Here is a 13,172-nt window from a genome sequence, read left to right as displayed (position 1 = left end):
GGTGGCGGTGGACCCCAACCCGGCGGCGGGCCGGGTGGCGGTGGCGGCATCGGTGGGGGTGGCGATTCCCGCGGGGGGTCGGTCATCGTCGCTCCTCAGATGTGTTTTCAACCGGCGAACACACCTTAATGCCGAGCGCGGACCCCCACATGATCAACGGGGTTGCCGGTTTTACGTCCGCCGGCGTCGGCGGGTGGTGTAGATCTGAATAGAACGTGTTCTAGTTTTATCCCGGGAGGAGTACAGATGGCCCTGCGCGTCGTGCAGTGGGCAACCGGCGGAGTCGGTGTGGCCGCAGTGAAGGGTGTGCTCGAGCATCCCGAGCTCGAACTCGTCGGGTGCTGGGTGCACTCCCCGGCCAAGGCGGGCCGCGACGTCGGCCAGCTCGTCGGCACCGACCTTCTCGGTGTGACCGCCACCGATAGTGTCGAGGAGATCCTGGCGCTGGACGCCGACGCGGTGATCTACACACCGCTGATGGGAAATCCGGACGAGGTCGCCTCGCTGCTGAGATCGGGCAAGAACGTGATCACCCCGGTCGGTTGGCTGTATCCCAGCGAACGCAGCGGCGCGCCCCTGCGGGAGGCGGCACTGGAAGGCGACACCACGCTCCACGGCACCGGCATCGCGCCCGGCGGCATCAGCGAGAAGTTCCCGTTGATGTTGTCGGCCATGTCGACCGGGGTGACGTTCGTGCGCGCCGAGGAGTACTCGGATCTGCGCACCTATGAAGCACCCGATGTGCTGCGTCACGTCATGGGCTTCGGCGAGACGCCGGACAAGGCGCTGACCGGTCCGATGCAGAAGATGCTCGACGCGGGATTCATCCAGGCCGTGCGAATGTGTGTGGACCAGTTGGGTTTCGCCGCGGATCCCAAGGTGCGCGCCAGCCAGGAGATCGCGGTCGCCACGGCGACCATCGACTCCCCGATGGGCCCGATCGAACCCGGACAGGTCGCCGGCCGCAAGTTCCACTGGGAGGCGCTGGCCGACGGCGAAGTCGTGGTGCGGGTGACGGTCAACTGGTTGATGGGTGAGGACGATCTGGACCCGGCATGGTCATTCGGCCCGGAGGGGCAGCGCTACGAGATGGAGGTTCGCGGGAACCCCGACTTCACGGTGTCGGTGAAGGGATTCCAATCCGAGGTCGGCGGTGAAGGTCCGGAGTACGGCGTCGTCGGCACCGCCGCGCACTGCGTGAACTCGGTGCCCGCGGTGTGCGCGGCTCCTGCCGGCATCTCGACCTACCTGGACCTGCCGCTGATCAGTGGCAAGGCCGCCCCCCGCTTCCGCTGAGCCCTACGGAACGGCCCGCCGCCGGGCTACCATCGGGCGATGCACGCACCCCTGGTCGTCGAGCAGTCACGGGCCATCCCGGTGCGACCGGCCGATGCCTTCGACGGCACCGCGCCGATCTCGTTGCCGATGCTGTTCCGCCGCCGGTACGGGCCGATCCCACCGATAACGGCGGTGGTGGATCAAACGGGTGGCTGGGACACCGTCGGGCAGAGTCGCACGGTCCTGCTCGCCGGTGGCGGCAGCATGCGTGAGCAACTCACGGCCTTTGATCCCCCGAACGGTTTCGGATATTCGCTCACCGACATCACCGGCCCGCTGAGTCCCCTGGTGAGCGCCATCGACGGCGAGTGGGTCTTCGAGCCCGCCGGCACAGGAACCAAGGTGACCTGGCGCTGGACCATCCACCCGAAATCCGGTCTGACGCGGCCGGCACTGCCGGTGTTCGGCCGCCTCTGGCGCGGTTACGCGCGACAGGCGCTCGAGGAACTCTCACACCAACTCGTGGCCTGACCTCGAGCGCCGGCGCGCCCCCCTGGCACACTCGACCCTCGTGACGACTGACAAGCGCGCCCTGGTGCTCGCAGGTGGGGGACTGGCCGGCATCGCCTGGGAAACCGGTGTGCTGCTGGGGATTTGTGACGAGGCACCCGAAGCCGGCGAGGCACTGCTGGACTCCGACGTGCTTCTGGGAACCTCGGCAGGTTCCGCGGTCGCGGCCCAGATCGGTAGCGGCGTGCCGCTGACCGAGTTGTTCGCGCGGCAGGTGGCCTCGGGCGACTCGCACGAGATCGACCCCGGCGTGTCCATCGAGACGATCACCGGGTTGTTCCTCGACGCGATGCTCATCCCCGGCGCGACGAAGCCGGAGAAGCTGCAGAAGATCGGCGCCGTCGCCGGGGCGACCGAGACCGTGCCCGAATCGGTCCGCAGATCGGTGATCGCCCAGCGGTTGCCTTCCCACGAGTGGCCGCAGCGGATATTGCGTGTCACCGGGATCGATGTCGCCACAGGAGAACTGGCGGTCTTCGACAACGGGTCCGGCGTCGCTCTGGTGGATGCGGTGGCGGCGAGTTGCGCGGTGCCGGGAGTGTGGCCGCTGGTCACGATCGGTGATCGTCGCTTCATGGACGGTGGCGTGGGCAGCACGGTCAACATCATGGTGGCGCGGGACTGCGGTACCGCGGTCGCGCTGGTTCCCTCCGGGGTCGACTCACCATCGCCCTGGGGGATGGCCGCGGCGGAGGAGATCAACTCGTTTCCCGGTGAGACGCTGGCGGTGTTCGCAGATGCCGAATCGCTCTCCGCGTACGGGCCGAACCCGTTGGACCCGGCTTGCCGGGCACCGTCGGCCGAGGCGGGCCGGGTCCAGGGGCGTCGCGAAGCGCACCGGGTGGCCCGGTTTCTAGGGCACTGACTCGTCGTCGTCGAGCGCGTCGAGTGCCGCGCTGGCGAGTTCCTGCCCGATCTCGATGACTTCGTTGGCGCGATGGAAGTCCAGGCTGCGGCAGACCGTACGGGGAACCTCGATCAACAGGTCCGGAGGATAGGCCGCCAGCGTATGGCGGGCCAGCGCGCTCTGGGCGATGTCGATGGTGCGGTTCATGACCTCGAGCCCGCCCAGTCTGGGGACCACCGGCAGGCTCTCTGTCTCGACGGACTCGACGTCCTCGTCGGGTGGCGTGAACCGGCCCAGTACAGCGCGGCCGGTCTGTGTCTCGAGCAGTGACCGTGCCGCCTTGGTGTCGAGCAGAGTGGAAGTGCTGCGCCACATGCGGTTCAGCCATTCTCCGGTGAGCCCGGCTTCGGCCTCGCTGCGTCGGGCGTTGGGGTCGTCACCGGACAGGCTCACGGCGATGGTCGCGTCCGCGACGGCCGCCGCGATGGGCGCCATCGGAATCGGATCGAGGATGCCGCCGTCGGCGAGCAGCCTGCCGCCGAGCACGTGGGGGGTGATGAGGCCGGGTATCGCAATCGATGCCCGGATCGCGTCGTCCACCGGTCCGCGTTGCATCCACACCGACTTCCCGGTGATCAGGTCGGTGGCCACCGACGTGTACGCCACCGGCAGTTCCTCGATGGTGACGTCACCGAGGATCTCGCGGACGGCCACCAGGATCTTCTCCGCCCGCAGCACCCCCGCCGACGTGATCGACGGGTCGAGCAGTCGCAGTACCGCGCGCTGGGTCAAAGAACTTGCCCACACGGCGTATTCGTCGAGCTTGCCGGCGGCTTCCAAGCCGCCGACCAATGCGCCCATGGACGACCCGGCGATGCCGACGATCTGGTGTCCACGCTCGTGCAACTCGTTGATCACGCCGATGTGCGCGTACCCGCGGGCCCCGCCACTGCCCAGCGCCAGTGCCACCCGCATGGACCTCATTCTGCGCCATCGGTGTGGACTTGATGACACCCGTGAGCAGAACTCCCGCGGGCGTCAGCCGCAGAGCGCGTCGGCAGCCGCTTCGACCGCGACGATGACGGCAGACTGCTGTGCCGGGGAGAGCTCCGACCAGGGTCGGTCGAAAGTCCCCGGACCGACCGAGTTCGAGCTCTGGACCGTCTGCAGGTAGGGCTCGATCAGCGTCTTCGGGTCGCCGCCGCGCTCACCCATCCACGTCCGCGCAGCCAGGCAGGCCTGGAAGTAGTCGTCTTCGGTGGACTCCGCGGGCGTGCCGATGGCCGTGGTCACCCCGCCCGGGGACACCCCGACTTCACCGGGGGCCACCGACGTCGGCGTGTCCGACGGTGATGTGGACGTCGCTGCCGGTGACGACGACGTCGCCTCCGGCTCGATGCCCGACGAGCAACCGGAGAGAATCACCAAACCCGCGGCGGCGGCGCACACGGTGTGAAGTGGGTGCCTGCGCATACCGCCAAATCTAGGCAACGCCGTCCGTGATGCCATTGCCGGGCCGTCTTTCGGTCATCGGTCCCCGATGACCGCCTTCAGGAACGTGCGCGTGCGTTCGTGTCCGGGCTGGCTGAAGATCTTCGACGGTGGTCCGTCCTCGATGATCACCCCGTCGTCGAACATCAGCACGCGGTCTGAGACATCCCGGGCGAAGTGCATCTCGTGGGTGACGATCAGCATGGTGATGTCGGTGGTCTCGGCAATGTCGCGCAGCACCCCCAGCACTTCGACGACCAGCTCGGGATCCAGGGCCGAGGTGACTTCGTCAAGCAGCAGGATGTCCGGCTGCATCGCCAGCGCCCGCGCGATCGCGACGCGCTGTTGCTGGCCGCCGGACAGTGTTGTGGGATGGGCGTCGAGGAATTCGACCATGCCCACCTTGTCGAGCAGTTCGGCGCCGCGGGCGCGCGCCTGCTCCTTGGACAGGCCGAGGACCGACACCGGCGCCTCCATCAGATTCTCGATCACCGTCATGTTCGGGAACAGGTTGAACTGCTGGAAAACCATGCCGATGCGGCGACGGACCTGACGTAGATGTTTCTCCGAGGACGGAACCAGCTGATCACCGCGACGCTCGTGGGTCAACGGCTCGCCGTCGACCCAGATGACACCGTCTGTGACGCGCTCCAGGGTCATCAGCAGCCGCAGGATGGTCGTCTTGCCGGATCCGGAAGGGCCGATGAGCGTGACCCTTTCGCCGGGGGCGACGGAGAAGTTCATCCCGTCCAGTACCGTCTTCTCGCCGAAGCGTTTGACGACATTCTCGAAGCGGACCATCGGAGTGGCCGAATCATGTTGCGCGGGCAAGGCGGATCTCCAATTTCCTCATGAGCACCGAGGTGGGATAGCTCGCGGCCAGGAAGATCAGACCCGCGACGGTGATCGGCTCGATGTACCGGTAGCTCTGGCCACCGAACTGGTTGGCCACGGTGACCATCTCCGCAACGCCGATGACGATGAGGAACGGGGTCTCCTTGAACAGGGCGATGATCTGGTTGCCGGTCGACGGCAGAACCCGCCGCACCACCTGCGGCAGGATCACCCGGCGCCAGGTGCGCTGCGGTGCCAGCGAGAGCGCGGTGCACGCCTCCCACTGGCCTTGCGGGATCGCATCGATCCCGGCCCTGTAGACCTCCGACATATAGCAGGCGTAGTGCACCCCGAGGACGGCGACACCGGTGAGAAGCGCGCTCGGCCGAATGCCCAGGACGGGCAGGCCGAAGTAGACGAAGAACAACTGGATCGGTATCGGCGTGCTGCGGACGAACTCGACGAATCCGCGTGTCGGCCAGCTGATCCAGCGCGAGTCGGCGCGGCGGCCGAGCACCAGTATCAGCCCGAGGATGATGGCGACCACCGACGCGGCCGCGGTGATCCCCAGCGTGTACTTCAGGAATGCCGCGATCAGACCCGGCAGCACTTCGCGTGCATAATCCCAGTCCCACAGGCTGCGCTGTTGGTCCGTCACGTCGCCGCCGGATTTGGTGCCTCGATGGCAATCGCCTTGGGGCCCCGCCCGACTCGAGAGGCGGTGCGGACCTCGACCCACCGGGTCAGGGCGACCAGGATCTGTGCCAGCAGGAAGTAGACGACGAGCGCGATGCTGAACGCCGCCATGCTTCCCATCTCGAACTGCAGTTGCTTGACCTCGAAGGTGAGTTCGGTGATGCCGATCAGATACAGCAGTGACGAGCTCTTGAGGATCTGGATCCACAGGTTGCCGAACGGCGGCACCATCTCCGGCAGCGCCTGCGGCAGGATGACTCTGGTCATCCTGCGGTAGCGGCTCAACCCGAGGGCGACGGTGGCCTCCCACTGTGTTTTGGGGACCGAGGTGATCGCTCCGCGGACCACCTCGGCGCCGTACGCGCCGAAGTTCAGCCCGAACGCGAGGGTGGCTGCCGCCATCGGCTCGAAACGCAGGCCCAGTTGCGGCAGCACGAAGAAGATCCACAGCAACTGGACCACCAGCGACGTGCCACGGAAGAACTCCACGACCACCCGGGACAGACCGCGGACGACGACCGAACCCGACAGCGACATCAACCCGAACACGAACGAAACGACAAGCGCCGCCAGCGCGCCCAGGATGGTGTACACCATCGTCAGGCCGGCCCCCTTCCGGAACCGGGGGCCGGCCTCGACGAGTTCTGTCAGCAACGGGCTCAGCCCTGACAGAGCTGCTCTGCCGTCAACTCCGGATCGGGACGTTCGGCCTCGGTGAACCCGTAGGGCTCGACGAGTTCGAGCCACTTGGGGCTCTGAACGAGTTCGGCGAGCTGTTCGTTGAACGCTTCCCGCAACTCGGTGTCGGTCCGGCGGAATACCGCCGCGCCGGCCCCGAGTTGCTCCTCGCCGTCGATGACCGGAACGAAGGCCTCGCCCACCTCGACGGTGTCGTCTCCCGCGGCGATCGCCCGCAACGAGATGCTGGTCAGCGCGAAGGCGTCGGCGCGGCCCGATTTGACCGCATCCAGGCCGCCCTGCTGGTCGGCGACGATCTGGAGCCGGTCGTCGGGCACTCCCAATGCCCGTGCCTGTTCTACTTCGACCGCACCGTTCATCACCGCGAGGCGGGCGTCCCCGTCGGCCACCGAGGCGTAGTCGGTCAGGCCGTTGGGGTTGCCGTTAGGCACCAGCAGCGAGGTCGTGGCGACATACACCGGATTGCTGAATGCGGCCTGCTCGCAGCGTTCCGGGGTGATGAACATACCGGCGGTCACCACGTCGACCCGTTGGGAGTTCAGCGACTGGATCAGCGATCCGAACTCGAACAGATTGGGCTCCAAGGAGATTCCACCGATTTGGTCGAAGATGTAGCCGTGGACCGCGGGCGACTGGCCGACCAGTTGGCCGTTCTCCCGGAACGCGTACGGCCTTTCGTTGGCGAATCCGACGTTGATCACCTTGTCCGCTTTGATGCGCTCGAGAGTGCCGCCTTCGCCGGTCGGGCTGCCGGTGCCGGGGTCGGTCGTCGAGCAGGCGCCGACGGCCACGAGTGCGACGGCCGCACCGCCGGCGACCAGGGACCGGCGGAGCGAGGTGGACCTGCGGACAGTGCGGGGTTTCATCACGGCCTCTTCTCGGGTTCGAAGCATCGCGGAACCACGGTCAGGCACCGCGCCCGACGGCCGAAGAGAACTCCCACGCCAAGCACGGCGCGACGGCCGTATTCCTTGTCGGTATATCGACGTTAGGAGGCTGACCGGGGTGTCGTCAAAACCCTGCTGTTCATCGTGACCGCACCGTGACCGTTTAACTCGTCCGGGCGCCGCCACGTGCCGCGACGGCGTTGCAGGCCGGTGGCAGCGCCTCGGGTTTTGTGCAACACTGGCCGCCATGCGCGACGTGACCCGGATTCTGGAGTGTTGTCAGGCCTGACCGCCTGTCCCCTCAATCCTTCGTCCGTCTCTGGAGTTCTCCATGGTTCTTGCGCCCACGCGGCTGCGTCTTGCCGATCTACTGCATGTCACCGACCGATTCGCCGACGACGTTCTCGGGGGCCGGTTCGACCATCTACTACCGCCCGGCGGGCCGCCGGCCACGGAGCGGTGGTTCACCCGGTTGCACGGCGACGACGAGTTGGACGTCTGGCTGATCAGCTGGGTGCCGGACCGCTCGACCGAGCTGCACGACCACAGCGGCTCCCTCGGCGCGCTGACCGTGATCTCCGGGGCCCTGGCCGAAACCCGTTGGGATGGAAAGTCGCTGCGCAGGCGAAGGCTGACGGCAGGTGATCAGGCGGCGTTCCCGCTCGGTTGGGTGCACGATGTCGTGTGGGCCCGCGAGGAGATCTCCGCAGGGCCGGTGGTTGCTGCTCCGACGTTGAGCGTGCACGCCTACTCGCCGCCACTGACCGCCATGTCGTACTACGACGTCACCGAAGGCAACGCATTGCGCCGCAACCGAACCGAACTGACCGACCATCCGGAGGCCACCTAGTGCCCAGTCGCATCGACGCGGTCCTCGACGACGCCCGCGCCACGTTGACCAGGCTGTCGGCCGAGGAGGTGCCCGCAGCGCTGGCGCGCGGCGCCCTGCTGGTCGACATCCGTCCCGCCGCGCAGCGTGCCGCCGAAGGCGAGGTTGCGGGCGCGCTGATCGTCGAACGCAACGTCTTGGAATGGCGATGTGATCCCACCAGCGACGCGCGGCTACCGCAGGCCGTCGACGACGATGTGGAGTGGGTCATCCTGTGCTCGGAGGGTTATACCTCCAGCTTGGCTGCCGCATCACTGAAAGAACTCGGCCTGCATCGCGCCACCGACGTGATCGGCGGTTACCACGCGCTCGAAGTGGTTCTGAACTAGGAGCTTTCGTTGCTGCGCAGCATCGGGCGGAGCTTCTCGGTCTTCTCCGGTGACCATCCCGGTGGCGACAGGATCGCCGCCCACGCATCGGCGACGTTCCTGACGTACACGTGGCCGTGGCCGTCGGGCACGTTGACCGCCACCGCCATGTCGGCCGACACCTGCAGGAACGTGACGATGGGAATCCACTCCATGTCCGGCGACACGTCGTAGCCGCGCGGTTCGCGGAGCCAATCCGGTTCGGCGAACAGCAGATCCGGATTCCACCACGCGATCGGGTCAGAGGCGTGCTGCAGGTACACGACCCGGGGAAGCCCCCACGGGTCGGGTGGGCGCTGGAGGTCGCGAGGTTCGGCGACGAACCGGACGTTCTCGCCGCTGTCGTAGATCGGCAGCCACTCCGGCGAGCCGGGATCGCGGTTGCGGGTCAGATCCGTCCAGATCGTGTTGTTGAATGTGGGCCCGCTGAACAACGCACCGTCGGTCCGGGCGATGAGGTTGTTCAGCGCCAGGAACGGTGCCTCGCCGCCGAAGGAGCCGAGGCTCTCGCCGAAGACCACCAACTGCGGCCGCTGCGCCTCGGGCATCTCGCGGATCAGTTCATCGACGGCCTCGAACAGCGCCTGGCCGGCCTGGCGGGCGTTCTCCTTGTCGACGAGGAACGACAGCCAACTGGGCAGGAACGAGTACTGCATGCTGACGATCGCGGTGTCGCCGTTGTACATGTACTCCAGCGCCGCGGCCTCGGCGGCGTTGATCCAGCCGGTGCCGGTGGTCGTGGCCACTGCCACCACGGCGCGGTCCAGACCGCCGGTGCGCTGCAACTCCCGAGCGGCCAACTCGGCTGTTTCCTTGATGCCGTCCGCGGAGTTCAATCCCGCATAGGCGCGGATCGGCTCGACCGCGGGACTGCCGTTGAACTCGGTCAGCTGTTCGACCGTAGGGCCACCGTCGATGAAGATACGGCCCTGATGGCCCAGTGACTCCCAGCTGACAAGCGACTCGGGCCCGCCGGAGCGAAGGGCGGTCTCCGGCGCGGCGAAGTCGGGATCGGTTTCGTCGTTGACCGCGGCGAATGTGCTGTTGATGGTGCTCATCGCGAATCGCACGACGATGCCGTTGAGCAGCGCGACGGTCAGTGCGAGCAACAGAGCGACCGTGACGACAGCCGAAACCCGCGGTGGGGCAAAGCGATTGAGTTGGCGCACCAGAAAGCGCACAAGTCTGCCGACCAGCTGGCCGATCTCGACGAGCACGAACAGAGTGATCAGCGACAGCACCGCGGCCAGCGGATGGTCCCAGAACCCCAGTCGGGGTACTCCCATGAGGTCGCGGACGTCGTCCTGCCAGCCGTGGAACCAGATGATCATCAGCGTCATGCCGACGATGCCGATCCCGACGAGAACCAGCCACGCCCATCGCGGCGCTGCCGGAGTCGACTCCTTCGAGAGCATGTAGCGCACCAGCCACACCGCAAAAACCCCGATGGCGTAGCCGATCGCGCCCGCGCCGCCGCTGACGAGCCCCTGGAACAGCGGGCCGCGGGGCAGCAGCGACGGCGTCAGGGAGAAATACAGGAAAACCAGACCGACGGCGGTGCCGGTGAACGTATAACGCCGGATCCACCAGGCTCTTCTCGCCGGCGGCGCCGGCTTCAGGTCTTCCGGTGTTGTGTCCTCGGTCGCTACGGCGCCCTTACCGGTATCGGTCACCAACGCACTTTAGCGGTGTGTGAAGTTCGCGGCCCGCTTCTCGGTGAAGGCGTTCATGCCCTCGGTCTGGTCGTCGGTGGCGAACGCGGAGTGAAACAGTCGGCGTTCGTAGAGCAGCCCTTCCGACAGCGTGGTCTCGAAGGCCCGGTTGACTGCCTCCTTGGCCATCCGCGACGCCGACAGCGACATCCCGGCAATCGTCTCGGCAACGGATTTGGCTTCGTCGAGAAGCGCGTCGGCAGCCACCACGCGGGAGACGAGGCCGGCGCGCTCGGCTTCCTCGGCGCCCATGTTGCGACCGGTCAGGATCAGGTCCATGGCTTTGGCCTTGCCGATCGCGCGGGTCAGTCGTTGCGACCCACCCATGCCCGGCAGCACCCCCAGCTTGATCTCGGGCTGGCCGAACTTGGCGGTGTCCGAGGCGATCAGGATGTCGCACATCATCGCCAGTTCACAGCCGCCACCCAGTGCGTACCCCGACACCGCCGCGATGGTCGGGGTGCGGGTCGCGGCGAACGTGCCCCAGGCGGCGAAGAAGTCGGCCGCGAAGACGTCGGCGAACGACAGGTTCGCCATCTCCTTGATGTCGGCCCCGGCCGCGAAGGCCTTCTCACTACCCGTGAGGATGATCGCGCCGACACCGGGGTCAGCGTCGAGTTCGGCTGCGGCGGTGGTGACTTCGACCATCACCTGGCTGTTGAGCGCGTTGAGGGCTTTCGGCCGGTTCAGGGTGATGGTGGCGACGCGGCCCTCGCGGGTGACCAGAATCGTCTCGTAGTTGTCGGACGTCATCGCTACTCCTGTGGGTGTCAGTGTTCGAAGGTCAGGTCGGGATCGGCTGAAACAAAATACGCGTCGACGTCCGCGGGGGTGACCAGAGGCAGCGACGCCGGTGACCATTGTGGCTTGCGGTCCTTGTCGATGAGCAGTGCCCTGATGCCTTCGACCAGATCATGCGAGCGCAGGGCGCCGCATGCTGTTCGGAATTCCTGGCGCAGTGCGTCTTCGAGCGTCGGAAGGTCCGCCGCCCGCCGCACCGCCTCCAATGCCACCGACACGGCGACGGGGGAGCGGGATGCGATCAGGTCGGCGGCGTCACTGGCTGCGGCGCCGTGGTCCCGCAGTGCGGCGACGATGTCGGCGACGGTCTCGGACCCATAGCAGCGGTCGATCCACTCCCGCTGGGCGAGCAGGGGACTCGGCGGCGGCTCCACGGCAAAAGCGGCGATTGCACCGTCGATGCCGTCGACGACGATCGCCTCGGTGAAGGCGTCGAGACGATCGTGGGGCACGAAGTGATCGGCGAAGCCCATCACGATGGCGTCGGCGCCGGTGAACGGCGCACCCGTGAGGGCGGCGTGGACACCCAGTAGGCCGGGGGTGCGCGCCAGGATGAAGGTGCCGCCGACGTCAGGGATGAACCCGATGCCGACCTCGGGCATCGCCATCTTGGTCGTCTCGGTGACGACGCGGACGCTGCCGTGTGCGCTCAGGCCCACGCCGCCGCCCATCGTGATGCCGTTCATCAGCGCCACATACGGTTTGGGATATCGCCCGATGAAGGCGTTGAGCAGGTATTCGTCGTGCCAGAACTGCCGCGTCGCGGCGCCACCGACCTTGGCGTCGTGGTAGATCGCGACGACGTCGCCGCCTGCGCACAGCCCGCGATCACCCGCGCCGGAGACGACGACCGCGCGGACCGCGTCGTCGTGCTCCCACATGGACAGCGCTGCCGAGATCCGGCCGACCATCGGGTGGGTGAGGGAATTGATCGCCTTGGGCCGGTTCAGCGTGAGCAGGCCCACGCCCCGGTCCACAGATACTAGGACATCCTCGTTATCGACCACGGAATGCAATGTAGTTCGTTGCTCAAGGGAGAGTTGGCCCAGGTAAGGTTTCCTGTGAAGGGCCTGGGAGCAGGCCGTTGCGATGCGCGGGAACCGGCTGGGACCCTCACTCGTTGACGGAATGTTCGTCATAGGTCGACACCAGCACAGGAGAGGAACGACGGTGCGCGAAAGCAGCAACCCGGTATTCCGTTCGCTGCCCAAGGGGCAGGGCGGATACGCGCAATTCGGTACCGGAGCCGCCGGAGGCGCGGCGGCAGCGGTACATGCGGATCCCTACGCGGCTCAGCCGTATCAGGATCAGCGAGCGGTCGACACCCGGCCGATGACCATCGACGACGTCGTCACCAAGACCGCCACTTCGCTGGGCGTCCTGACTGTCGTCGCCATCGTCTCGTACTTCCTCGTGTCGTCGAACGTCGGCTTGATGATGCCGTTCGTGCTCGTCGGCGGTCTCGGCGGTCTGGCGCTGATCCTGGTCGCGACGTTCGGTCGCAAGCAGGACAACCCGGCGATCGTGCTGAGCTACGCCGCACTCGAAGGACTCTTCGTCGGCGCCGCGTCGTTCCTGTTCGCCAACCTGGTGTCAACAGGCGGACCCGGGATGATCGCGCAGGCGATCTTCGGCACCATCGGCGTGTTCTTCGGCATGCTCGTCGTCTACAAGACCGGCGCCATCCGCGTCACGCCGAAGTTCACCCGGATGCTCATCGCCGCGATGTTCGGCGTGATCGCCATCGCCCTGCTCAACTTCGTGCTCGCGATCTTCGGAGTCGGCGGCGGCGAGGGCTTCGGACTGCGTAGCGGTGGCCCGCTGGCGATCATCTTCTCACTGGTGTGCATCGGCCTGGCAGCGTTCATGTTCCTGATCGACTTCGACTCGGCCGACCAGCTGATCCGTGCCGGTGCGCCGGCCAAGGCGGCATGGGGCGTTGCCCTCGGCCTGACCGTCACCCTGGTGTGGCTGTACATCGAGATCCTGCGCCTGCTGAGCTACTTCAACAGCGACTAGCGCTAGACAGCAATAGAGGGGCGTCCACGGTGTGGACGCCCCTCTTTTGTGCGCTTCATCGCGTTGAGACTGAGATGCGGG

General features: G+C 66.8%; 15 protein-coding genes. 6 read left to right on the top strand and 9 right to left on the bottom strand.

What is annotated here, in order from left to right:
- Positions 1 to 246 precede the first annotated feature (246 nt).
- The 3 genes from WA965_RS22535 to WA965_RS22525 are packed head-to-tail and all read left to right on the top strand — an operon-like array spanning position 247 to position 2,713.
- Positions 247 to 1,296 carry an NAD(P)H-dependent amine dehydrogenase family protein gene (locus tag WA965_RS22535; RefSeq protein ID WP_526301992.1) on the top strand — a complete coding sequence of 350 codons (1,050 nt, stop codon included), beginning with the start codon at positions 247 to 249 and terminating at the stop codon, positions 1,294 to 1,296.
- Positions 1,297 to 1,335: 39 nt separating this feature from the next.
- On the top strand, positions 1,336 to 1,809 hold the full coding sequence (locus WA965_RS22530) for an SRPBCC family protein (protein ID WP_526301994.1): 474 nt from the start codon (positions 1,336 to 1,338) through the stop codon (positions 1,807 to 1,809).
- Between the two features lie 40 nt (positions 1,810 to 1,849).
- Positions 1,850 to 2,713 (top strand): patatin-like phospholipase family protein, encoded by an 864-nt coding sequence (locus WA965_RS22525; RefSeq protein WP_526301996.1) that lies wholly within the window; start codon positions 1,850 to 1,852, stop codon positions 2,711 to 2,713.
- Here the strand turns inward: WA965_RS22525 and WA965_RS22520 are convergent.
- From WA965_RS22520 to ehuB, 6 genes are all read right to left on the bottom strand, one after another.
- Positions 2,702 to 3,670, bottom strand: coding sequence for a patatin-like phospholipase family protein (locus WA965_RS22520; protein ID WP_526301998.1), 969 nt, complete (start codon positions 3,668 to 3,670; stop codon positions 2,702 to 2,704). The two genes, WA965_RS22525 and WA965_RS22520, sit on opposite strands and share 12 nt — an antisense overlap.
- Before the next feature lie 63 nt (positions 3,671 to 3,733).
- Positions 3,734 to 4,168 (bottom strand): lipoprotein LpqV, encoded by a 435-nt coding sequence (gene lpqV, locus WA965_RS22515; protein ID WP_526302000.1) that lies wholly within the window; start codon positions 4,166 to 4,168, stop codon positions 3,734 to 3,736.
- Positions 4,169 to 4,222: 54 nt separating this feature from the next.
- Positions 4,223 to 4,987, bottom strand: coding sequence for an ectoine/hydroxyectoine ABC transporter ATP-binding protein EhuA (gene ehuA / locus WA965_RS22510; RefSeq protein ID WP_526302020.1), 765 nt, complete (start codon positions 4,985 to 4,987; stop codon positions 4,223 to 4,225).
- A 13-nt stretch (positions 4,988 to 5,000) separates the two neighbouring features.
- Positions 5,001 to 5,678, bottom strand: coding sequence for an ectoine/hydroxyectoine ABC transporter permease subunit EhuD (gene ehuD, locus WA965_RS22505; protein ID WP_526302002.1), 678 nt, complete (start codon positions 5,676 to 5,678; stop codon positions 5,001 to 5,003).
- A complete protein-coding gene (ehuC, locus tag WA965_RS22500; protein ID WP_526448096.1) occupies positions 5,675 to 6,370 on the bottom strand; it encodes an ectoine/hydroxyectoine ABC transporter permease subunit EhuC in 696 nt (231 codons plus the stop codon). The genes ehuD and ehuC overlap by 4 nt, the downstream gene beginning before the upstream one ends.
- Before the next feature lie 5 nt (positions 6,371 to 6,375).
- Positions 6,376 to 7,281: an ectoine/hydroxyectoine ABC transporter substrate-binding protein EhuB gene (gene ehuB / locus WA965_RS22495; RefSeq protein WP_526302006.1), complete on the bottom strand. Its 906-nt coding sequence runs from the start codon at positions 7,279 to 7,281 to the stop codon at positions 6,376 to 6,378.
- Positions 7,282 to 7,633: 352 nt separating this feature from the next.
- On the opposite strand from ehuB, the gene WA965_RS22490 reads away from it, so the two are divergent.
- Positions 7,634 to 8,152: a cupin domain-containing protein gene (locus WA965_RS22490; RefSeq protein WP_526302008.1), complete on the top strand. Its 519-nt coding sequence runs from the start codon at positions 7,634 to 7,636 to the stop codon at positions 8,150 to 8,152.
- Entirely contained in the window at positions 8,152 to 8,520 is a 369-nt protein-coding gene (locus tag WA965_RS22485) for a rhodanese-like domain-containing protein (RefSeq protein WP_526302010.1), read from the top strand. The genes WA965_RS22490 and WA965_RS22485 overlap by 1 nt, the downstream gene beginning before the upstream one ends.
- On the opposite strand, the gene WA965_RS22480 is transcribed toward WA965_RS22485, so the two are convergent.
- The 3 genes from WA965_RS22480 to WA965_RS22470 are packed head-to-tail and all read right to left on the bottom strand — an operon-like array spanning position 8,517 to position 12,079.
- A complete protein-coding gene (locus tag WA965_RS22480; RefSeq protein ID WP_526302012.1) occupies positions 8,517 to 10,232 on the bottom strand; it encodes an alpha/beta hydrolase in 1,716 nt (571 codons plus the stop codon). The genes WA965_RS22485 and WA965_RS22480 overlap by 4 nt on opposite strands.
- A gap of 9 nt (positions 10,233 to 10,241) precedes the next feature.
- Complete coding sequence (locus tag WA965_RS22475) at positions 10,242 to 11,024, bottom strand: enoyl-CoA hydratase (protein WP_526302014.1); 783 nt, start codon at positions 11,022 to 11,024, stop codon at positions 10,242 to 10,244.
- 17 nt (positions 11,025 to 11,041) lie between these two features.
- A complete protein-coding gene (locus WA965_RS22470; protein ID WP_526448095.1) occupies positions 11,042 to 12,079 on the bottom strand; it encodes a 3-hydroxyisobutyryl-CoA hydrolase in 1,038 nt (345 codons plus the stop codon).
- A 163-nt stretch (positions 12,080 to 12,242) separates the two neighbouring features.
- Here WA965_RS22470 and WA965_RS22465 point away from each other — a divergent pair, with 163 nt between their 5' ends.
- The gene (locus WA965_RS22465) at positions 12,243 to 13,091 is read left to right on the top strand and encodes a Bax inhibitor-1/YccA family membrane protein (RefSeq protein WP_178361111.1); all 849 of its coding nucleotides are present in this window, start codon (positions 12,243 to 12,245) and stop codon (positions 13,089 to 13,091) included.
- Positions 13,092 to 13,172: the final 81 nt, after the last annotated feature.

This window comes from Mycobacterium sp. (assembly GCF_049683935.1).
Taxonomy (GTDB): Bacteria; Actinomycetota; Actinomycetes; order Mycobacteriales; family Mycobacteriaceae; genus Mycobacterium.
The sequence above is the reverse complement of the archived record's forward strand: the minus strand, read 5'-3'. Positions and strand labels throughout refer to the sequence as shown.